This is a genomic window from Flavobacterium sp. K5-23 (assembly GCF_023278045.1).
Taxonomy (GTDB): Bacteria; Bacteroidota; Bacteroidia; order Flavobacteriales; family Flavobacteriaceae; genus Flavobacterium.
On the sequence record NZ_CP056783.1, the window covers coordinates 564,302 to 586,417 of the forward strand.

Consider the following 22,116-nt stretch of genomic DNA (forward strand, 5'->3'; position numbering starts at 1 on the left):
AAACCATTCGTCAAAACGAATGGTTTTTTTATGCCTTTACCCCAATTAAAACCTCAACCCGTCAATAATTGTTCTTTTTTAATTAAATTTGGTTTTCAATTAAAACTAAATTTAAGGTTTTAGTTTCAAATAGTAAATTATGAAAATTAATTCCCTGCAAATAGAAATAGACGGTATCGATAAAGAAATTTTAAGATTTCTAATGGAAGATGCCAGAAAACCCATACTTCAAATTGCCAATAAAATTGGAATTTCAGGAGCCGCTATCCACCAGCGATTGCGCAAGCTGGAACAATCTGGAGTGATATCGGGATCTAAATTTGTGGTGAACCAAAAAGTACTAGGATACAACACTATGGCCTTTGTTGGGATTTACCTTGACAAAGCAGCCCGAAATCCAGAAGCCGTAAGAGATTTAAGAAAAATCCCCGAAGTATTGGAATGTCATTACACCACCGGAAATTGGTCCATATTGATAAAAATTATCTGTAGAGACAATGAACATTTAATGCAATTACTCAACACTAAAATCCAGGCAATCGAGGGCGTTTCCAGAACAGAAACCTTTATTTCTCTAGACCAACAAATTGACAGACAGATACAGTTGTAAAATTTAAATATTTCAAAAAAAATCCCAAATCCCAATTTATCAAGATTGGGATTTGGGATTTAATATATTGCTTATTAATTGTTTCTAATCTCTTCGGCTTCCACCCATATATATCGAAATATAATATAGTAAAGTAGCAATAGACCCAAGCGCGGCTACAACATAAGTTCTAGCAGCCCATTTCAAGGCGTCTTTTGCTCCAGCTTGTTCTTGCTGCGTCAGCATTCTTTTACTCTCTAACCAAGCTAAGGCACGGTTACTGGCATCATACTCTACCGGCAAAGTTACTATCGAAAACAAGGTTGTTGCAGCAAAAATTACAATCCCTATCAACAATAACTGTGGAAAACTTTTCATCATAAAAATCCCCGCAAGTAGAATCCATTGCATATAAGTGGACGCGACATTTACAACAGGAACTAATTTAGAACGCATTGTCAACCACTCATACCCTACAGCGTGTTGTACCGCGTGACCACACTCGTGTGCAGCAACTGCAGCAGCCGCAGCATTGCGCTGGTTGTAAACGGCTTCACTAAGATTTACCGTTTTATTTACTGGATTATAATGATCCGTCAACTGACCCGATACCGAAATCACACGAACATCCCGAATTCCGTTATCAGCAAGCATTTTTTCCGCAATTTCAGCGCCTGACATTCCGTTTTGCAAGTGCAATTTAGAATACTGCTCAAACTTACTTTTCAGCCTTGAACTTACCAACCAACTCGCGAGCATAATGGCTCCGGCTAATATTAAATAACTCATTCCCATATTTTCTTTTTTTTACTAGTGAAAGTTACGAAAGAAACATCAAATTTGGAACCAATTTTACAGAATGTCAAATTGGCATTATTGAAAACCAATTTCCAAAAAACAGAAATTCCAAATTCCAATCGAAACATATTTCATTGGAATTTGGAATTTATAAAACTACCCCACCAAGTTGATAATTTTTCCAGGAACAATAATCACTTTATTTGGCGTTTTACCATCTAATTGTTTTATTGTTCTTTCGTCTTTCATGATGATTTCCTCGATTTGGTCTTTGGTTAAATCCAAAGGCAATTCGATTGTGAAACGCATTTTTCCGTTGAAAGAAACAGGATATTCTTTGCTGCTTTCTACCAAATGTTTTGGTTCGAATACAGGAAATGTCACAGTCGCAATTGAACCTGTATTTCCCAATAACGACCATAATTCTTCAGCAATATGAGGTGCGTAAGGCGAAATCACAATTGCCAATGGCTCTAGAATAGCACGAGAATGACAACCTTGAGTCGACAATTCATTCACACAAATCATAAACTGGGAAACCGAGGTATTGAATGAGAAATTCTCAATATCATCTGCCACTTTCTTAATGGTTTTATGTAATGTTTTTAAGTTGTCTTTCGTAGGCACTTCATCATTGACAATCATATTGTGTTCATCAAAATACAAACGACACAGTTTTTTTAAGAAACCAAAAACTCCCGAAATACCTGCAGTATTCCAAGGTTTTGCTTGTTCCAATGGTCCTAAGAACATTTCGTACAAACGTAAAGTATCCGCGCCATATTCGTTACAAATGTCGTCTGGCGTTACCACATTGTATTTCGATTTAGACATTTTTTCAACTTCGCGAGAAACCAAATATTTTCCATTAGTATCAGTTATAAAAATGGCATCTTTATAATCACGATAAAGGGGATGATTTTTAAACTTCTCAATGTCTAATTCATTTGATGCATTAATTAAAGCAACATCAACATGTAAATCTTGGATTTTATATTCTAAATTTTCTTCAAGTTCCTCATTATCGAAATTAATTAAACCCAATTTACTCAATTCTTTTCCTGTAATAACCTGTCCAAGCATTGCCTTTTCAGACGAAATAAAAATTGGTACTTTATTTAAGGTATGAATTCTATGTACAAAAGCACTTGTTCCCAAAATCATCCCCTGATTGATCAGTTTTTTGAATGGTTCTTCCGTTGGAGCAAATCCTTTGTCTTTAAGGAATTTATTCCAAAAACGAGAATACAACAAGTGACCGGTTGCGTGCTCGCTTCCGCCAATATATAAATCTACGCTTTCCCAATAAGCCAATGCTTCTTTGCTTGCAAATTCGTTGTCATTTCCTGCATCCATATAACGCATCCAGTACCATGAACTTCCTGCCCAACCTGGCATCGTGTTTAATTCTAAAGGAAAAACGGTGTTGTTGCCCACTAAATTTGTTTCAACCACTTTATTATTAGCGGTATCCCAAGCCCACACAGTTGCGTTTCCTAAAGGAGGCAAACCGTCTTCTGTTGGTAAATATTTCTCTACCTCTGGCAATACAATAGGTAAATGTTTTGCATCAATCATTTGCGGCAAGCCATTTACATAATATACCGGAAAAGGTTCTCCCCAATAGCGTTGACGGGAGAAAACCGCATCACGCAAGCGGTAATTGATTTTTCCGTAACCTTGGTTTAATTTTTCCAGTTCTTCGATTGCTTTCTTGGTCGATTCTTTATATGTCAATCCGTTTAAGAAATCAGAATTGGCAATAATCACATTATCTTTCGAACCGTAAGCCGCTTCAGAAATATCCACATTAGCAAAAATGTTTTTTATTTCCTGCATTCCGCTTTGTCCTTTAAAGAAATTAGCAAAAGCATAATCTCTTTCGTCGCCACAAGGAACCGCCATTACGGCACCTGTTCCGTATCCTGCCAAAACATAATCCCCAATCCAAACTGGAACTGGTTCTTTGGTAAAAGGATGTTCAGCATAAGCTCCTGTAAAAACCCCTGAAATGGTTTTAACATCAGCCATACGTTCTCTTTCGGAACGCTTAGATGATGCTAGTATATAATCGTTTATTTTATCTAAATATTCTGGCGTAGTGATTTCTTGAACCAAAGGGTGCTCTGGCGCCAAAGTCATAAACGTAACTCCAAAGATTGTGTCAGGTCTTGTCGTAAAAACTTCGATATTAGCTTCGTGTTCTTTTAATCTAAAAGAAACCATCGCCCCAACTGATTTTCCAATCCAGTTACGCTGACTTTCTTTGATGCTTTCGCTCCAATCGATATCGTTTAATCCTTGCAACAAACGCTCTGCATAAGCAGAAATACGCATACTCCATTGGGTCATTTTTTTTCGAACTACAGTGAAACCTCCACGTTCCGAAACTCCATTTACGATTTCGTCATTAGCCAAAACAGTTCCTAATCCAGGACACCAGTTTACTTCGGTCTCTGCTAAATACGTTAATCTGTATTGCAACAAAATCTTCTCTTGGGTATCTTTTGCGAAAGCGCTCCATTCATTTGCTGAAAAGCTTTCAATAGCATCATCGCAAACTGCATTGACAGTTGAATTTCCTTCTTTTTCGAATAAAGCAATCAAGGTCGAAATATCTTCGGCTTTGTCGTTATCTTTATTGTACCAAGAATTGAATAACTGGATAAAAATCCATTGTGTATGTTTGTAGTAATCCGGATTTGAAGTTCGCACTTCACGACTCCAGTCAAATGAAAAACCTATTTTATCTAATTGCTTTCTGTATCCTGCTATTTGGTTTCCCTCTTTGTCAAATCCACCATCAATGTTTACACGAGTAGTATCCTCAGGACGTTGCCCTGTTTGAATGGCATATTGTTCAGCCGGTAATCCAAAACTGTCATACCCCATTGGGTGCAACACGTTATAACCTTGATGTCTTTTATATCTAGAATACACATCCGAAGCAATGTAACCTAGAGGGTGTCCTACGTGCAGTCCTGCTCCAGAAGGATAAGGAAACATATCCAAAACGTAATGTTTTGGTTTTTCGGAAGTATTAGACGCAGCAAATGTTTGATTTTCTGCCCAGTATTTTTGCCATTTGGCTTCTATTTCAATCGGATTGTACTTCATTATATAGTTTCAAAGTTGCAAAGCTGCAAAGTTTCTAAGGTTTTTTATTTTAATATCAAGATGGCAAATTTACGTTTATTGTACGAAAATTGAAACTTTGGACGTTATTAACTTCAAATAAAGAAATTCTTTATTATTTTTACCCCATAATTAAAGTAAACTATGAGTTCTTCATTTGATAAATTTCAAAAACGCAGGTTAATTTCCTCTTATTTTTCAGTAGTACTAAGCATTTTCTTAGTTTTATTTCTATTGGGGGTATTAGGGTTGTTCATTATAAATTCGAAAAAACTAGCTGACGATTTCAAAGAAAAAATTGCCATGACGGTATTTTTCAAGAAAGAAGCAAATGATAGTATCATGAAAGCTTTTGGAGCAGAATTAAAAAAAGCTACTTATGCAAGATCTAATGTATATGTTACCAAAGAAGCAGCTGCAAAACAGCACACTGACATAATAGGTGAAGATTTCATGACTTTTCTAGGTGAAAATCCTTTGCAAAACTCTTATGACATCCATTTAAAAGCGGATTATGTAGAGAAAGACAGCATCGCTAAAATCGAGGCTAATTTGCGTAAAAACGTAATGATTTCAGACATTGTTTACGACAAACAATTGGTGAATTTAGTAAATGACAATATCAAAAAAGTAAGTTTGTGGATTTTAATAATCAGCGGATTCCTTACTTTTATTGCTGTTTTATTAATAAACAGTTCTCTTCGACTTTCGATACACTCTAATCGTTTTATTATAAAAACCATGCAAATGGTAGGCGCAACAAAATCGTTTATTAGAAAACCATTTGTGATGCGTAGTATAAAACTAGGGATGCTTGGAGCAATTCTTGCAATCCTTGCGTTGATTGGAGTTTTAATTTATGTTGAAACAAACTTTCCAGATCTTGGAATCTTGGAAAACAAAATACTTATTGTTTTAGTATTACTTGCAGTTTTAGGAATCGGGATTCTGATTACTTGGATAAGCACTTATTTTGCAACTCAAAAATTCTTGAATTTAAGAACAGACGATCTTTACTAGTTAGCAACTTTAATATTTAACTAAAAAATATTCAGCATTTTATAGATGCTGAAATAAATACAGCATAAATGAAAAACAACGAACACAAACAAGAATTTCTTTTTGAAAAGATCAACTATAAAATCTTGCTTATAGGTATTGCCGTAATTACTCTTGGATTCATATTGATGTCTGGTGGAGGAAGTGATGATCCAAATGTATTTAACGAAGCCGTGTTTAGTTTTAGAAGAATTCGTCTGGCTCCCACTACGGTTTTAATTGGTTTTGGAATCACGGTTTATGCTATTTTAAAAAATCCAAAAAAGGCATAAATGACTCTATTACAAGCTTTTCTTATTGCCGTTATCGAAGGATTAACGGAATACCTTCCTGTGTCTTCCACGGCACACATGATTTTCACAAGTTCTTATTTTGGAATCCAGGAAGATGATTTCGTGAAACTATTTCAGGTTTCAATCCAGTTTGGAGCCATATTAGCCGTTGTCGTTTTATACTGGAAGAAATTTTTTGACTTCTCTACCCCAAAAACCGCCATCAATTTCTATATTAAATTAGCGAGTGCTGTGGTTCCCGCTTTAGTATTGGGAAAATTATTTGATGATAAAATCGAAGCGGTTTTAGGAGACCCCATTCCTATTGCCATTGTTTTGATTCTGGGAGGAATCATATTGTTATTTATCGACAGCCGATTCAGAAACCCAACAGTACACCAAGAACAAGACATCACTGTTAAAAAAGCGGTTACCATAGGTTTCTGGCAATGTTTGGCCATGATGCCTGGAACAAGTCGTTCAGCAGCATCGATTATTGGTGGAATGCAACAAGGACTAACACGTCATGCCGCAGCAGAATTTTCATTTTTCTTGGCAGTCCCTACAATGCTTGCCGTTACTTGCTATTCTCTTTTTCTAAAAACGTACGAAGTCTCTCAATTGAAAGGTTACGAACTTATTTTAAAATCGGATGAGAATATTAAAATGTTCTTATTAGGAAATGTAATTGCATTTATTGTAGCCCTTTTGGCTATTAAGTTCTTTATTGAAATCATTAAAAAATTTGGTTTCAAACCATGGGGATGGTACCGAATTATCGTGGGTACTTTTCTATTAATTTACTTTACGTACTTAAAATAATTTATCTTGCCTACTCCTGAAGAATATTTAAACGGCCAAATTTTATTGATTGACAAACCACTGACATGGAGTTCCTTTCAGGCGGTAAATAAATTAAAATATGCGTTGATTAACAAATTAGGACTTCCTAAGAAGTTTAAAATAGGTCACGCAGGAACTTTGGATCCATTGGCAACAGGGTTACTTTTAGTTTGCACCGGAAAATTCACTAAAAGAATATCAGAATTACAAGGTCAAGCCAAAGAATATACTGGTACCTTTTATATTGGCGCAACCACCCCTTCTTATGATTTAGAAACCGAGATCGACCAGACTTTTCCAACAGAACATATTAACGAAGCCTTAATTCACGAAACTGTGAAACAGTTCATTGGTGAAATTGACCAGAAACCACCCGTTTTTTCAGCAATTAAAAAAGATGGCGTACGTTTATATGAGCATGCACGTGCTGGAGTATCTGTTGAAATAGCAACTAGAAAAACGACGATTCACGAATTTGAAATCACTAGAATTGCTCTTCCTGAAATTGACTTTAGAGTTGTTTGCAGTAAAGGAACTTATATACGCTCCCTAGCTTTTGATTTTGGAAAAGCAATGAATTCAGGTTCTCACTTGATTGCATTACGACGCACGAAAATTGGGGATTACGACGTGAAAAACGCTATAGATGTAACTTTATTCGAAGATAGCTTAACGCCAAAAACGGAATAAAAAAAACACATAATTAATTCAATACGAATTAGTTATGTGTTTTTGATTAAAAATTAAAGTACTTTTACTCCATACTCTTTTGTCTAGATTGTTAGGTGTAGATATTTTAATAATTTGCTATGTTTTCTCCACCAAACAATAATGTAGACAAATAATCATAGATTTTTTCAAATAGCTTTCTCATAAGGATGTTTTATTAATTGTTAAACAATGTTTTGGACACCAATAAAAAAAGTTAGTTAAGTATTATAATAATTGATAGATTCGGTTAGCGTTTACTAATGTACAACTATTTTAGGGAAAAACCAAATCTAATCACTTAATAAAAAGAAACTTAGAACTATATTACGGCTTAATCATTTAAACCTTTAATGTCCAAAATCTAACCTTGACTTGCATTCCCTCAATTTTAATAAATAAATATTTACTTCATTTTAAAATTGTATTTTTTACAGAAAAGTAGCTATATTCGTTCTTTTAAATCCAAGTTTTAATTTGCTCTAAAACATCTTTAGTTCAATACAACAAACAGGTACGTACAAATTAAAAAATGACATAGCTTTTATTCGAATAAAATTATAGATTAACATCCCCAACTATTTTGAAGGCATTAAAAACAATATTATTACTATTATTCAGTGTGATCACTTTCGCACAAAACAACAAAAACACATACGTCCAGTTTGATGTTACAATTCCAATAACAGGAAATCCAAACAGAGATGAAGTTGACCCCTATACCAATAAATCAGGAAGCTGGTTTATCCCTGATGGAATAGGCAGCAAACTAGGATATGGATTGCATTTTAAAAAATGGGTGGCACTAGGAATTCACAGTGGCTTAGAATGGAAATTTACTGACCAATTAGTTGTCGCTCCTGTCTTTGCTAATTTTAGACTTAGTCCAAAAATTAATAAAGAAATTCTAATTTCACTTCAACTTGGATTGGGGAAAACATTCGCTTTAGGTCGGGGAGACTTAATGGGGGAATACAAGAAAATCAGCTTAGGCATTCAAACCTCCGATGGACTTTTATTATTTATAGAAGCGAGTAGCTATGGCATACCCATAAACAATCAAAAAGAAACCGGAAGCCTCAGCCTTGGAATTTCATTAATTAGTTTTTAAAACTTATTCGTCAAAACTTTGTAACAACTCTATAATTTCCTCCTGGGTAGACAAGCCTTTGTCGTGTAAATACCAAAGTTGCAAGTTGGCTTTTGCAGTTTCATCAACCACACCGTGTTCTTTTTTATAATCCACAATAAGATCCGTTGCCCCTTTTGGTCTTGGGCCCCATTGACCAAGATAGCCACCAGTTTCTTTATTGATTATAATTAGTTTAGGGATAGCCTTTGCTTTATTGGTCAAGAACAAATTCATCAGGTCTTCGTTTTCATCACGTAAAACAATTTTTAAATCAATCTTACCTTCGGATTCTGCAGCCATTTTTTCGAATATTGGAACAATTTGCGCAGCATCACCACACCATCCTTCTGAAAGAACAAGCCATATATAATCTTTTTCAAGAGACTTTATTTTGATAATGTTTTCCTCAGAAACTTTCATCGTTTTTTCCAAACGATTTAAACGCGTTTCATTCAAACTACTATAATGGGTTAAGGCTTCTGATTGTTCGTTACCAGTAGATTTCCCGTCTTTTAATAAATCAGAAACTATTTTTCTATATTCTGAATAAGAATAACTATTAAACAATGCTTTAGCTATCGTGGGTTTCATAATTATATTTTTGTTTCTAACAAAAATAACACAATTTCACCACTTAAAGTATGACTAAAGTCACATTCAGAAACAAAAAAATGTACTTTTATATCAAATTATAGAAAATGACTTTGAACACAAATTCAATTGGACTTGTACTCTCTGGTGGCGGATCAAAATGTTTAGCACATGCAGGAGCAATTAAATTTCTGGAAGAAAAAAACATTCGCCCTAATCTAATCGCTGGAACCAGTGCAGGGTCAATAGTGGGTACATTGTATTCCTGGGGAAAATCCCCCGAAGAAATTTTAGAGTTTTTTAAATCCATCTATTTGTTTCACTGGAGGCACCTTACTTTTAAAAAAGCAGGGTTTATTGATTCTGAATCATTTAAAGCTAATTTTCATTCTATTTTTAAGAATTCTGTTTTAGGAGAATTAAAAATCCCTACAATGGTTACAGCAACTGATATGGTAAGAGGTAATCTGAAAGTTTTTGGACCGGAAACAAAAATAGTCGATGCGATTTTAGCTTCTTCGGCATATCCGGGTGTTATGTCCCCGTATGAAATAAAAGGAAAACCGTATAGTGATGGCGGAATATTAAATCATTTCCCTACTGACATACTTCAGGGACAATGCGAAACAATTATTGGAATTTATGTCAGTCCGATACAAATAATCGAAGCCAAAGATTTAAATTCGATAAAAGCGGTAACTACAAGAGCATTTGATATCCTTTCAGCAAATTCAAATGTTCAAAAATTCAATATTTGTGATTGGGTAATTGAGCCCAAGGAACTAACGCTTTACAGCACTTTTGAAACCAATAGACTAAAAATGGATGCTATTTTCAAAATTGGATATGAAGCCGCTAAGGAATCTTATGAGAAACTAAATTTATAAAATTTAAGAGACACTATTTCAAAAAAAAAGAATATCCCTATATTTGCACAAAATAACACAACAAACACATGAAATATAAAAGAATTCTTCTAAAATTAAGCGGCGAAGCATTGATGGGCGAAAGACAATACGGTATTGATCCCGTTAGATTAGCTGAATATGCTGAAGAAATCAAAAAAATTCACGATAAAGGTGTTGAAATTGCCATCGTAATAGGCGGAGGAAATATTTTTAGAGGTGTAGCGGGAGCCAGTAATGGAATGGATCGCGTACAAGGAGATTATATGGGAATGCTTGCTACTGTCATCAACGGAATGGCCTTACAAGGCGCTCTTGAAGACAAAGGGATGCTTACCCGTTTACAGACAGCCTTAAAAATCGAAGCTATTGCTGAACCTTATATTAAAAGAAGAGCAGTACGTCACCTTGAGAAAGGAAGAATTGTGATTTTTGGTGCAGGAACAGGAAATCCTTATTTCACAACTGATACCGCAGCTGTACTTAGAGGAGTTGAAATTCATGCTGATGTAATCTTAAAAGGAACACGTGTAGATGGAGTTTATGATTCAGATCCAGAGAAAAATGCTAATGCATTAAAATTTGACACTATCTCATTTGAAGATGTATTGAAAAAGGGATTGAACGTAATGGACACAACCGCTTTTACTTTAAGCCAAGAAAATAAATTACCAATCGTGATTTTTGACATGAATAAAGTTGGTAACCTGGAAAAAATCTGTGAAGGAGAAAACATAGGAACAGTAGTAAATATATAGTTAGCAGCGTTCATTGTTCCGTTTATAGAGGAACTGATTCACTAACCACTAAATAAAAAGTTATGACAGAAGAAATTGAATTTATATTAGATAGTACTAAAGAATCAATGACAGGTTCTATAGCTCACTTAGAAAAAGAGTTTTTGAACATTCGTGCGGGAAAAGCTTCTCCAGCGATGTTAGGAAGTGTATTTGTTGACTATTATGGTTCAGCAACACCTCTTTCTCAAGTGGCAAAAATTAGTGTACCAGATGCAAGAACCATTACACTACAGCCGTTTGAAAGAACCATGCTACACACTATAGAGAAAGCTATTATGGTGGCAAATATTGGATTTAATCCAATGAACAACGGTGACTTAATCATAATTAGCGTTCCACCATTGACTGAAGACAGAAGACGTGATTTAGCAAAACAAGCAAAAGTGGAAGCTGAAGACGCTAAAATAGGAGTTAGAAATGTTCGTAAAGACGCTAATTCAGATATTAAAAAGTTAGAAAAAGACGGAACATCAGAAGACATTTGTAAAAGTGCCGAAGAAGAAGTTCAAAACTTAACCAATAGTTTCATCAAGAAAATTGACGAGCTTCTTGTTCATAAAGAAGCTGAGATTATGAAAGTGTAACTTTTCGTAATAAACATTTTTATCGAATTTTTTACAAAAGCCGAAATTATCCAAAGATAATCTTCGGCTTTTGTTTGTTAAGCTGGATTCAATTAAGATTTTAAAAAATACTTTTGTAAGTATTTTTACTCAATATAATTTGTTTACTTCAGAATAATACTGTTAATTTGCCAAAATTAAAAAATTAAAACCGTATGAGAAAAATTAAAACCTTGTTTCCTTCTTGTTTCCTTCTTGTTTCCTTCTTGTTTCCTTCTTGTTTCCTTCTTGTTCATTCAATGTGATTCTACAGAAAACATAATTAGCACCGCTGATAACCCCTATGTGACTTCAGAAAAAATAACTATTGACAAATTACTTTTGGAAATTCAAACCCAAACAATACTGAGCCATACCGAAACATTTAAATCCAATACTCAAGAAAGTATCTTAGAGAAAAATGGAAATAAAAGTAATTTGAATTTCACTAAAATAGTAAAAGGAAACGAATACACCACTTATCTACTTCTAGTTAACAGCTATTCTATAAAAAACCCTTATTTTATGTATTATGTGATTACAAAAAAGGATAGTACAGAAAAAGCAGGCTACTTAAAATTCATACCTGACACGCCCATTGATTCTATTAATGAAAAAACTTTTACGGGAAAAATCCAGATGCTTGACCTCAAGCATAAAATAAGGTCCGAAAGTATATTCATCAACGGACAAAATCAAAAACAAACTACTTCAACAACCGCTAGAACTGCAAGCGATTGTACAACAAAAGCATCGATAATATCACATAACTGTGAAAACGGTAAAAATCATAGTCCAGGTGAGCGTTGCGGTGATAAAATGTATTATGCATACTATGAAATCCTATTAGTTACCACTTGCCCTTTTGTAAGCGGGTACGATAACAGCGGCCCCGTACCTAATGAATTAATGATTGGTAATAATGTTGGGAGTGGTGGTAGTACACCTAATTATGATTATGAAATAAATATCTTTGAACAGCTTTTAAATGATGGACAAAAAGCGTGGTGGGATAACCCCGAAAACAATTTAGACAAGCAAAAAATCAGCATTTATTTAAATCAAAATCCTACTGATGAAGCAAAAGAAATTGCTTCTCATATGATTTCCCAAATGTACGGTAAGTTTGCAAAGAAATTTGATGTAGAGGCTTCATTGAATTCACCAATGAATATTGAGATATCAACCATTACGGATGCAACAACCGAAGGAGCAAAATTTAATTCGATCTACAAGTCATTAACCAAATCACCAGAGTTTAAAAGACTATTTCTTGATGTTTTTAAAGACAGTAAAAGAGATAATGTCAAATTTGAGATTGAGGAACATGTATATGAAGATAACGATCCAACAAAAAAAGAGGTAAATGCGACAACAAGTCAAGACCCAGTTACAAAAAATCTTATTATAAAAATAAGCAAACAAATATTGATAGCGGGAACAACTAAAAGCCAAACCAATATTGAAAATGCCAAAACCATTTTACACGAATGTATTCATGCATATCTTTTTGTTAAAGCCAATTATCCCGCTACTGGAGTTGATTTTGCGAAAATTTTAAACTCGATGTACCCGACTTATGATGAACAACACGATTTTATGTATAACCATATGATCCCCACAATGCAACAGGTACTTTTTGAAATTAGAGATTTGGTGACAACCGCACCAAAAAGAGCTAATTTGGAAATTTATCGTTTCTACGCAAGTTCTACTGCATCAAAGCCACTTCTATTTAATTGGCAGGAATATTACAAATATATAAGCCTTAGTGGATTGAACTTGACAAGTTGTTTCAAACAGGATTTTCCTGATCCATCTGAAGCACTAACTTTACACTTAAATTACATCAAAGCTGGTAAAGACGAATTAGACCGTTAATTAAACTTATAAAAAAATGAAAAACTTAGCACTTATATTTATATTTCTTTGTTACTGCCCCACTTATGGACAAGATATTGAATATATCAAAAAACTTGATACTGTTTATGTAAAGTTTAAAAAATCTACAAATCAAACCAAAGAAGTTGTGGCGGATTATCGTTTTTATACCATTAGGCTAGGTGAGGTTTCGGAGAGAACATCTTTATATTTTATTAAACCTTCTTTTGACGAAAAAGCTACAGACCAGATCAAAAAATATTTACCTAGAACAGAAAACAAATCATTTCTCAAGAAGCATAAAAACGATATTGTTGGAATTGATTTTTTTAAGAAATACGGTATTATAAAAAGTACATATGGAGCCTTTTCAGTAAATTGTGTCATTTATCTTATTGATTGCGACGAGCAAAAAAAAGGCGAAATTACTCTATATAGAGTTTCAATGTCTAGTTCTTATAGTATGGGTGAGTAGGTAAAATAAGTTTTTGAGCATTTCTAAAACCGCATCTATCAGTAAGTTAAAGTAGTCGACGTAAACCCAAACTCTACTGAAGAAGAAGTTCAAAACTTAACCAATAGTTTCATCAAGAAAATTGACGAACTTCTTGTTCATAAAGAAGCTGAGATTATGAAAGTGTAACTTTTCGTAAGTTTATATTTAAATCCGTTCCCTATGGCGAACGGATTTTTTTATTCCTATTTTTGTATAACAAAACTAGCGTATTCCCGTTTAGAAATAAATAGATTTTATGAAGCATTTATATGTATTGCTTTTCCTTTTTACTTGTTCTATTCAGGCCCAATTTCAGCTAAACGGAATTGTAAAAGATGCTGTTACCACAAAGCCATTACCCTTTGCAACAATTAGCATAAACGACGGAAAAAAAACCGTCACGGATGTAGATGGAAAATTCAGTTTTCAAACAATCAGCACTTCTTCTAGTTTTGATGTATCCTATGTTGGTTACAAACAAAATACCATTGCTATTTCAAAAGGCAAAAATTTCTATGTTGTAAACCTAAGCCAGAAAAAAAATGAGTTAGACGAGATTGTCATTAAATCTGACAATCCTGCTTTGTCCATTATAAAAAAAGCAATTGAAAACAAGAACAAGAACAATCCCCAAAAGAAATTAAGCAGTTTTGAATTCAAAACCTACAATAGACTTCTGGTAACAGCCAATCCTGATTCCATTAAGGGCCGAATTGATACTATTATGGTCCAAAAAACTTTTGGAAAAAAATTCGTTAAAATTGATTCCGCCAAATATAAATTTAAAGAAATCATCCGCAAACAACATTTGTTCCAAACGGAAAAAGTATCGCTATACCAATACAATCACAACAATTTAAAAGAAACCGTTTTAGGTACCAAAATGGCGGGTTTCAAACAGCCTGTTTACGAGATCATCGCTTTTAATTTACAATCCTTTTCTATCTACGACAGCAATTACGAACTTTTTGAAACCAAATATAACAGCCCAATAGCTAAGGACGCACTTCGGGATTATAACTACAAACTACTCGATACCGCTTCAATAAATGGACGAAATGCGTATGTGATTTATTTTAAGAACAAAAAGAAAAGAAAATCCTCCGGTTTAGAAGGGGTGCTGTATATCGATCAAAATAATTTTGCGGTTTCCAAAGCCATTATGAGAATTAGAGGAGTTCTTGACATAAGTGGCATCCATGAGTTCAAATACATTCCTGAAGAAGATATTTGGTTTCCTGTTCATAAAACCTTTAAAATTGCTAAAGGAAAAAATGATGACGACATTAAAATTCTAGGTGGCACGATTCAATTTGACGGAGACATAAAAGATAATTTCAAGGTTCGAAAAAAACAATCCACGGATTATACTTATTTACTGTCAGAATCTAATAATTTCGACATTCGTTATAATATTCCAATTGAAATCAATAAATCGGCAGTTGCTATCGAAATCAAAGACGATGCTATCAACAAACCCGATAGTTTCTGGAACACTTATAGAAAAGACAGCCTAGACAGCCGGAGTCTAAATACATATACCGCACTTGATAGCATTTCGATAAAAAAGAGAATCGAAAGCCGCATTCGTTTTGGAAGAAAAGTCATCAATGGCTATTTGCCGCTGGGCTTTATTGACCTCAACCTGCGTAAAGTTTTTAGTTACAATAACTACGAGGGTTTTAGACTCGGTGTTGGAGGTGTTACAAACGAGCAATTTTCCAGAAAATATAAAATCGAAGGCTATTCTGCTTACGGTACTAAAGATGGGGCTTTCAAATACAACATAGGTTTTTCCAGCAGACTTGAAAAATTCTCCAATACATGGATTGGCGCTTCCTATACTGATGATTTACGGGAAATAGGTAGTACCATCTTTCCTGTTGTGAAAAAACCTTTTAAAATTTATGATCCAAGACCCATAAACATAAGCACTTTTTATAATTATGTGAGTTGGAAAGCATTTGTGGAAACTAAAATACTCCCAAAATCAGAGAGTGTTTGGGAATTCAACCATGCTGTTGTTGACCCGAAATTTGATTACACTTATAATTTGAACGGTAAATTGTTCCATCAATACACTTTGACTACCGCTATGGTTTCGATACAATGGAATCCGTTTAGCGATTATATGCAAACCCCGACAGGAAGAATCGAAGTCGAAAAAAGATTTCCAAAATTCACTTTTCAGTTCACACAATCTTTGCCAAAAGTATGGGATAATGATTTTGAATACACTAAAATAGACTTCCGAACAGAATATGAGAAAAAATATTTAAACGGACAGAAAACAAGTTTGCTTTTTGAGGCCGGATATGCTCTTGGCGATATTCCTCTAACGCATCTGTATAACAATTCTCCAAATAACATTACCAAAGAAACCATTATTAAAAGAATGACTTTCGCAGGAAAAAATAGTTTTGAAACTATGTATTTCAATGAATTTTTCTCCAGTGAATTTGCGTTTTTCCAATTCAAACACGGTTTTAAAAGAGTGAAAATTTTCGAAAAAGTAAAACCATCTTTGGTACTGGTTTCAAGAATGGCTTGGGGAAATATGACCAAACCAGAACAACATTTGGGGTTAGAATTCAAAACATTAAACGACGGTTTTTTTGAATCCGGTATAGAACTAAATCAAATATTTAACGGACTTGGACTAACTGCATTTTATCGCTATGGCCCGAATCAGCTAAGTAAATTTGAAGATAACATCGCTATCAAACTGAGTTTTGTTCTTAATCTAGGATTGTAACTTAAGGTTTAATAATTAAAACAGATGGAACTCCTCTCAACCATTCGCTTCTTGAATCTACAAGTAATTTCCAGCTTTCAAAACTAACTAACATAAGATCTTGATGGTCTAAAAAGTTTGAATTCTCTTTATTGTTGTTAACAACATCTATGTTATTAGGATGATTTTGTTCAAGAGAATCGATAACACTTCTAATAACAAAATTAGTATTCACATAGCCATTCACATCCATAATGCGAATATGAGAATTATTATTAAAAATAAATTTCTGGGCATAATCAATTAAAAAAGCGTCTTCAGATCTAAGAATTGGAACAAAAACTTGTTTAACTTCTTGCAAGTCTTTGTCAATTAAAATCCCTAAAGGCATCTTGGTTTTAGAAACTATCTGTCTTGTTCTTTCATCGAAAGGAGAATTTTCAAACAATCCTTCTTTCCCCGTGAATTTATCAAGCAAGCGATCCGGATTGATAATTCTACTTGTAAAACCAATTACTTTCCCTAATAGTGTACCGTCAAAAATAGATTTACCAAGACCAATGAGCAGTAAATCAAAATCTCCCTGATTAGCCACCTCAGCAATTTCATTTTCAATGTCATAAGTCACCCTATAAATGGTGTCAATTTCCTGATTTAAAAGCTCTGATTCTTCGAAAATAGGCAGGAAACTGCTCTTTTCTTCATCTTCTAAACTAAAAGTATGTAACTCATCGCTTAAGGACAAATGCATCGCTGTTATAGTGGTTGCGCTTTTTTGTTTTTTAGTTAAACAATTAGCCAGTCTCAATAATGACTTCCCTTTTTCCTGACTTCCAAAAGAAATAAGGATTCGGAATTTACTCGAAATCGTATCGTCTTCTATAGATGCTTCTTCTTTATTTTTAAAAATATAATTGATCAAGTCTAGAGCGGGTCCAGTCATAAAAGTTGTCACTAACGCCATAATTACCATCATAGTAAACACCTCAGGAGTTAAAACTTTAAGTTCTAATCCAATGTTTAAAACAATCAACTCCATTAAGCCTCTAGTATTCATCAAAGCACCGATAGTCATACTGTCTTTCCAACTTTGCCCAACAAACCGAGCAGCCAAAGCGCTTCCTAAAAACTTCCCTACAACCGCAACAAGAATGATTGCTCCAGTCACTTTTAACAAATAAATATCGTTAATCAAGCCTATTTCAGTTTTCAATCCGGTATACACAAAAAACAGTGGCAGTAAAAGAATAACAGACACATCTTCTACTTTTTCAATAAATATCAACCTGAATTTAGATATATCAGGCATAATGGAACCCATCATAAAAGCGCCAAACAAGGCGTGAATTCCTATTACTTCAGTAGCATAAGAAGATAGAATTAAAAACAAAAAGAAAATAGCCAAAACTGGTTTACTTAAGCTTTCTTTAGAATTATACAAATCCCCAATTCTTTTAAGAAATGGTTTGACTATGAAAATCATGGTAATCACATAAATTAATGCTAGTGAAATCACATATAACGAACTTACGAAATCCCCTGCTTTTACAATGGCAATAACAACAGCCAGAAGACACCATGCCGTTATATCGTCAGCAGCGGCACAAGTGATAACAATCGCTCCAAGTCTGGTTTTATGAATTCCGCGTTCCTGGACAATCCTTGCCAAAACAGGAAAAGCAGTGATACTCATCGCAATCCCCATAAATAAACTAAAAGAAAGAAATTCAACTCCTTCAGGAGCAAATCTATTGTAAACAAAATAAGATAGACCTATCCCTAGTGCAAATGGTATTACAATACTGGCGTGACTAATAACAATAGCCTCGTTAGCTTTGTTTTTTAACACTTTTATATCGAGTTCCATACCTATAACAAACATAAAAAGTATAAGTCCTATTTGGCTTAAAAACTTCAGGTTTCCTAAAGACTCCACAGGAAATAAAGCGGCCGAAAACTCGGGGAAATACATACCCAATAATGAGGGTCCAAGTACAATTCCTGCAATAATTTCACCAATAACTGTGGGCTGACTAATTTTCTTGAAAATCCACCCAAAAAGACGTGCAACGAGAATAATCATTACGATTTGAGCTAAAAGAATGGCCAAAGGATCCTGAAAATTATGCTCCATAGAAGAAATAAAATCTCCCCACGAGCCCTTTCCTGACTCTGAAACGGAAATCGTTTCTTTTGCCTGTAATTCTTTTCCCCTTAGAATTATCAAATAAATTAAGGCTGTGAAGCCACCAGTTACACCTAAGTAAAAAATAGTGTTTTTATAGTTTTTCATATTTAATAAAATACAATTGATCTGCTTTACAAAACGCAAAGATGAGAAATTCTATAATACGTTCTACATGACTAAAATATACTTTTATTTGAAATATTGTAAAACCACAAAAAAGTACAATTTAGAGTCAAACATTTTTAAACAATTCATCTGTTTCCCCCGTGGTTTTCACTACATTTGCATCCATTTTTAGAGCATTTATGAAAAAGAAATTAAGAGTAGGTTTTTGGGAATTAATAGCCCGAATTGTACTTAAAAACAAAATTGTCATCCTAGGCGTTATTCTTTTAATAACCCTATTTTTAGCACTTCAGTGGAAAAACATACGATTTTCATTTACTGAAGCTAATTTACTTCCCGATAATCACATCATAAACAAAGAATACAATGCCTTTCTGGAGAAATTTGGAGAGGAAGGAAACCTGATTGTAGTAGGCGTTCAGGACGATGCTTTTTTTACTCCAAAAGCATTTGCCGCTTGGAATAAATTAATGACCGAAATAAAAGGCCAAAAAGAAATCGATCTGGTAGTTTCAATTAACGACCTGAAGAAATTACAAAAAAACGACAGCATTCAATCTTTCGAATTAATTCCTTTTGTTGACCAAAGTAAAATAGTAGACAGCAATTACCTGGCTTTTATCAAGAATGATTTATTTGAAAAAATGCCTTTTTACGAAGGCTTGCTTTTTAACAAAAAAAACGGAACAATTCGTTCAGCGATTTATTTGGATAAAGAAATCGTAAACACACCACAACGTAAAGATTTCATCATTAACTATTTTATTCCAAAAATAGAAGCTTTTGAAAAAGAGACGGGAATTGACTTACGTGTTTCCGGAATGCCATACATAAGAACACTGAATGCAAAAAGTATTACTGATGAGATAAGTTTATTCATTGGCGCATCCCTACTAATAACTTCTTTGATATTCTTTTTCTTCTTTCGTTCGTTTAGAGCAACATTAATATCAATTGTCATCGTTATTATTGGCGTGATGTGGACTTTTGGATTTCTTGGGTTATTCAATTTTGAAATTACAGTGCTTACCGCATTAGTGCCTTCGCTTGTTATTGTGATAGGAATTCCGAATTGTATTTTTCTGACCAATAAATATCAGCAAGAATATATTGCCCACGGAAACAAAGCCCGTGCACTTCAAAGAGTGATTACCAAAGTGGGAACTGCAACACTAATGACCAACTTGACGACTGCAGCCGGTTTCGCCACATTCATTATTACAAATAGTGAATTGTTAAAGGAATTTGGTATTATTTCCTCGATAAGCATCGTGGCGCTGTTCTTTTTGTGCCTTATTATTATTCCTATTTACTATAGCTACCAACCGGTTCCTAAAGAAAAACACCTGAAACACTTGAGCCGTAATTACACCAAAACCTTTATGGCTTGGATAGAAAAAATGGTGAAACACAACAGACGTCATGTTTATATCGTTGCTGTTATTTTATTTATCGTGAGCTCTTTTGGTGCTCTTCAAATAAAAACCTCAGGAAGTTTGATTGAGGATATGCCAAAAAACACTGGGTTTTATAAAGATATTTTATTTTTCGAAAAAGAATTTGAAGGGATAATGCCTCTTGAAATTACGATTGACACCAAAAGAAAAAAAGGTGTTATGAAGCTTTCTACTTTGAGAAAAATGGATGAACTTCAAAAGACTATCGAAGAAATTCCTGAACTTTCTAAACCCATTTCAATACTGAACTTGGTGAAATATTCAAAACAAGCTTACTATAATGGTAATCCAGAATATTATGAGCTACCAAGCTCACAAGAACAAAATTTCATTTTGAGTTATGCCAAGAACGCAACCAAAAACACTCAGGATAACATTATGAAAAGCTATGTGGATAGCACAGGACAGGTAGCCCGAATCACAACCTTTATGAGGGATATTGGGACAGGGAATATGGCTAATATAGAACAGAAACTTCTAGACAAAACCAATAAAATTTTTCCCGCTGATCGCTATAATGTGGTGATGACAGGTAAAGCTTTAGTCTTTGAGAAAGGCACAAAATACCTACTGGACAATCTAATCACATCACTGCTTTTTGCTGTTTTATTAATATCGTTATTAATGGTATTTATGTTCCGTTCCTTTAAAATGGTGGTGGTTTCATTAATCCCTAATTTATTGCCTTTAATGATTACTGCTGGATTGATGGGGTATTTTGGCATACCGCTTAAACCTTCAACTATATTAGTTTTTAGTATTGCTTTTGGATTATCTGTTGATGATACAATTCACTTTTTGGCACAATACCGTCAGGAATTAACACACAACAAATGGAAGATAAAAAAGTCGGTTTTTGCGACCATTAGGGAGTCCGGAATCAGTATGTTTTATACTTCGGTAGTTCTTTTTGCAGGATTCTCTGTGTTTATGCTATCGGATTTTGGTGGTACTATTGCTCTAGGTGGATTAATTGCGGTAACCTTAATTTTCGGGATGTTATCTAATTTAATGTTATTGCCTTGTTTGGTTTTAACTTTAAACAAATCATTAGCTAACAAACAGGAATTTATCGAGCCCAAAATTGATGTTTTAAGCAATATGGAAGATGACACAGACCTTTAATATTCTTTTATAAAATATCCCCAATTAGTGACTAACTTTTTGGGGCTGTTAAATATTTAGGCTATGATCTGGGTTTATTAAGACCGCGGTCATAAAGCACAATACTTCCCGCAACAGAAACGTTTAAGCTTTTTTCGGATTTGAATTTGACTAAATAATGACATTTTTCGATGGCTTTTTTAGAGAGACCATTGTCTTCGGCACCTAATAGGTAGACGCAACGCCTTGGATGTTCAAAAGTTTCTAAATCTACTGCATTATCATCAAGCTCCACTCCTACTAATCGGGCCCCTTTGGGCAGGTTTTTATAGAAATCTTCAAAGGTTTCATAATGAAAATACGGAATCGATTTTACAGCATTATGGGTGTCGCTGGATTGTTTTGCATAGCGATTCCCTATTGTGAAAATATAACTAGCGCCCAAGTTTTGAGCCGTGCGCCATAAAACGCCCAAGTTTTCAGGAGTTTTTCCGTTTTGTATTCCTATCCCGAAATACTCGGTTATAAAATTATCATTCATCCTGCAAAAATACAAACTGTTATGGCGTTTGTCAAATTTTTAATTTAATTAAAATGAAGTTGGAATTTGAGATTCCACTACGTCCTAGCCCAGATAGTAGCGGCATCCTTTTACTTTTTTTCTTTAAAAAAGTAAAAGATATAGCGGATAGCTGG

At 34.2% G+C, this 22,116-nt stretch carries 18 protein-coding genes and 1 pseudogene; 14 read left to right on the forward strand and 5 right to left on the reverse strand.

The features are described 5' to 3' along the window. Positions 1-139 precede the first annotated feature (139 nt). On the forward strand, positions 140-610 hold the full coding sequence (locus tag FLAK523_RS02595; RefSeq protein ID WP_248906261.1) for an Lrp/AsnC family transcriptional regulator: 471 nt from the start codon (positions 140-142) through the stop codon (positions 608-610). 84 nt (positions 611-694) lie between these two features. On the opposite strand, the gene FLAK523_RS02600 is transcribed toward FLAK523_RS02595, so the two are convergent. Next, positions 695-1,384: a zinc metallopeptidase gene (locus tag FLAK523_RS02600; RefSeq protein WP_248906262.1), complete on the reverse strand. Its 690-nt coding sequence runs from the start codon at positions 1,382-1,384 to the stop codon at positions 695-697. Between the two features lie 159 nt (positions 1,385-1,543). Continuing rightward, complete coding sequence (locus tag FLAK523_RS02605) at positions 1,544-4,504, reverse strand: leucine--tRNA ligase (RefSeq protein WP_248906264.1); 2,961 nt, start codon at positions 4,502-4,504, stop codon at positions 1,544-1,546. A gap of 162 nt (positions 4,505-4,666) precedes the next feature. Between FLAK523_RS02605 and FLAK523_RS02610 the strand changes: the two genes are divergently transcribed. The 5 genes from FLAK523_RS02610 to FLAK523_RS02630 all read left to right on the forward strand — a co-directional run bounded on the left by FLAK523_RS02610 (position 4,667) and on the right by FLAK523_RS02630 (position 8,515). Continuing rightward, positions 4,667-5,542 (forward strand): ABC transporter permease, encoded by an 876-nt coding sequence (locus tag FLAK523_RS02610; RefSeq protein ID WP_248906265.1) that lies wholly within the window; start codon positions 4,667-4,669, stop codon positions 5,540-5,542. Between the two features lie 68 nt (positions 5,543-5,610). Further along, on the forward strand, positions 5,611-5,853 hold the full coding sequence (locus FLAK523_RS02615) for a DUF3098 domain-containing protein (protein WP_248906269.1): 243 nt from the start codon (positions 5,611-5,613) through the stop codon (positions 5,851-5,853). Continuing rightward, positions 5,854-6,675, forward strand: coding sequence for an undecaprenyl-diphosphate phosphatase (locus FLAK523_RS02620; protein WP_248906271.1), 822 nt, complete (start codon positions 5,854-5,856; stop codon positions 6,673-6,675). A gap of 6 nt (positions 6,676-6,681) precedes the next feature. After that, the gene (gene truB, locus FLAK523_RS02625; RefSeq protein WP_248906273.1) at positions 6,682-7,386 is read left to right on the forward strand and encodes a tRNA pseudouridine(55) synthase TruB; all 705 of its coding nucleotides are present in this window, start codon (positions 6,682-6,684) and stop codon (positions 7,384-7,386) included. Between the two features lie 601 nt (positions 7,387-7,987). Further along, the gene (locus tag FLAK523_RS02630; protein ID WP_248906275.1) at positions 7,988-8,515 is read left to right on the forward strand and encodes a hypothetical protein; all 528 of its coding nucleotides are present in this window, start codon (positions 7,988-7,990) and stop codon (positions 8,513-8,515) included. 3 nt (positions 8,516-8,518) lie between these two features. On the opposite strand, the gene FLAK523_RS02635 is transcribed toward FLAK523_RS02630, so the two are convergent. Then, positions 8,519-9,127 carry a thioredoxin family protein gene (locus FLAK523_RS02635; RefSeq protein ID WP_248906277.1) on the reverse strand — a complete coding sequence of 203 codons (609 nt, stop codon included), beginning with the start codon at positions 9,125-9,127 and terminating at the stop codon, positions 8,519-8,521. A gap of 107 nt (positions 9,128-9,234) precedes the next feature. Here FLAK523_RS02635 and FLAK523_RS02640 point away from each other — a divergent pair, with 107 nt between their 5' ends. From FLAK523_RS02640 to FLAK523_RS02665, 7 genes and pseudogenes are all read left to right on the forward strand, one after another. Then, positions 9,235-10,014, forward strand: coding sequence for a patatin-like phospholipase family protein (locus FLAK523_RS02640; protein WP_248906280.1), 780 nt, complete (start codon positions 9,235-9,237; stop codon positions 10,012-10,014). A 68-nt stretch (positions 10,015-10,082) separates the two neighbouring features. Further along, positions 10,083-10,790, forward strand: a complete 708-nt coding sequence (gene pyrH / locus FLAK523_RS02645; protein WP_248906282.1) for a UMP kinase — start codon at positions 10,083-10,085, stop codon at positions 10,788-10,790. Between the two features lie 62 nt (positions 10,791-10,852). Next, a complete protein-coding gene (frr, locus tag FLAK523_RS02650; protein WP_248906284.1) occupies positions 10,853-11,416 on the forward strand; it encodes a ribosome recycling factor in 564 nt (187 codons plus the stop codon). 324 nt (positions 11,417-11,740) lie between these two features. Further along, positions 11,741-13,315, forward strand: a complete 1,575-nt coding sequence (locus FLAK523_RS02655; protein WP_248906286.1) for a hypothetical protein — start codon at positions 11,741-11,743, stop codon at positions 13,313-13,315. A 16-nt stretch (positions 13,316-13,331) separates the two neighbouring features. Next, the gene (locus FLAK523_RS02660; protein ID WP_248906287.1) at positions 13,332-13,790 is read left to right on the forward strand and encodes a hypothetical protein; all 459 of its coding nucleotides are present in this window, start codon (positions 13,332-13,334) and stop codon (positions 13,788-13,790) included. 72 nt (positions 13,791-13,862) lie between these two features. Then, positions 13,863-13,958 (forward strand): annotated as a pseudogene (locus FLAK523_RS15255) (ribosome recycling factor); the annotation flags it as partial. Positions 13,959-14,067: 109 nt separating this feature from the next. Then, positions 14,068-16,566 carry a DUF5686 family protein gene (locus FLAK523_RS02665; RefSeq protein ID WP_248906289.1) on the forward strand — a complete coding sequence of 833 codons (2,499 nt, stop codon included), beginning with the start codon at positions 14,068-14,070 and terminating at the stop codon, positions 16,564-16,566. 1 nt (position 16,567) lies between these two features. On the opposite strand, the gene FLAK523_RS02670 is transcribed toward FLAK523_RS02665, so the two are convergent. Next, positions 16,568-18,838: a cation:proton antiporter gene (locus FLAK523_RS02670; RefSeq protein WP_248906291.1), complete on the reverse strand. Its 2,271-nt coding sequence runs from the start codon at positions 18,836-18,838 to the stop codon at positions 16,568-16,570. Between the two features lie 200 nt (positions 18,839-19,038). On the opposite strand from FLAK523_RS02670, the gene FLAK523_RS02675 reads away from it, so the two are divergent. After that, entirely contained in the window at positions 19,039-21,441 is a 2,403-nt protein-coding gene (locus FLAK523_RS02675) for an RND family transporter (RefSeq protein ID WP_248906293.1), read from the forward strand. Between the two features lie 61 nt (positions 21,442-21,502). Here FLAK523_RS02675 and FLAK523_RS02680 read toward each other — a convergent pair whose 3' ends face one another. After that, a complete protein-coding gene (locus FLAK523_RS02680; protein WP_248906296.1) occupies positions 21,503-21,961 on the reverse strand; it encodes an RNA methyltransferase in 459 nt (152 codons plus the stop codon). Positions 21,962-22,116: the final 155 nt, after the last annotated feature.

Excerpts from the sequence above, each read along its gene's own strand:
- pyrH (WP_248906282.1), top strand. The coding sequence starts at position 10,083 with ATGAAATATAAAAGAATTCTTCTAAAATTAAGCGGCGAAGCATTGATG.
- FLAK523_RS02640 (WP_248906280.1), top strand. The coding sequence starts at position 9,235 with ATGACTTTGAACACAAATTCAATTGGACTTGTACTCTCTGGTGGCGGA.
- FLAK523_RS02670 (WP_248906291.1), bottom strand. The coding sequence starts at position 18,838 with ATGAAAAACTATAAAAACACTATTTTTTACTTAGGTGTAACTGGTGGC.
- FLAK523_RS02615 (WP_248906269.1), top strand. The coding sequence starts at position 5,611 with ATGAAAAACAACGAACACAAACAAGAATTTCTTTTTGAAAAGATCAAC.
- FLAK523_RS02635 (WP_248906277.1), bottom strand. The coding sequence starts at position 9,127 with ATGAAACCCACGATAGCTAAAGCATTGTTTAATAGTTATTCTTATTCA.
- FLAK523_RS02660 (WP_248906287.1), top strand. The coding sequence starts at position 13,332 with ATGAAAAACTTAGCACTTATATTTATATTTCTTTGTTACTGCCCCACT.
- FLAK523_RS02600 (WP_248906262.1), bottom strand. The coding sequence starts at position 1,384 with ATGGGAATGAGTTATTTAATATTAGCCGGAGCCATTATGCTCGCGAGT.
- FLAK523_RS02620 (WP_248906271.1), top strand. The coding sequence starts at position 5,854 with ATGACTCTATTACAAGCTTTTCTTATTGCCGTTATCGAAGGATTAACG.
- FLAK523_RS02610 (WP_248906265.1), top strand. The coding sequence starts at position 4,667 with ATGAGTTCTTCATTTGATAAATTTCAAAAACGCAGGTTAATTTCCTCT.
- FLAK523_RS02595 (WP_248906261.1), top strand. The coding sequence starts at position 140 with ATGAAAATTAATTCCCTGCAAATAGAAATAGACGGTATCGATAAAGAA.
- FLAK523_RS02675 (WP_248906293.1), top strand. The coding sequence starts at position 19,039 with ATGAAAAAGAAATTAAGAGTAGGTTTTTGGGAATTAATAGCCCGAATT.
- FLAK523_RS02680 (WP_248906296.1), bottom strand. The coding sequence starts at position 21,961 with ATGAATGATAATTTTATAACCGAGTATTTCGGGATAGGAATACAAAAC.
- FLAK523_RS02665 (WP_248906289.1), top strand. The coding sequence starts at position 14,068 with ATGAAGCATTTATATGTATTGCTTTTCCTTTTTACTTGTTCTATTCAG.
- FLAK523_RS02605 (WP_248906264.1), bottom strand. The coding sequence starts at position 4,504 with ATGAAGTACAATCCGATTGAAATAGAAGCCAAATGGCAAAAATACTGG.
- frr (WP_248906284.1), top strand. The coding sequence starts at position 10,853 with ATGACAGAAGAAATTGAATTTATATTAGATAGTACTAAAGAATCAATG.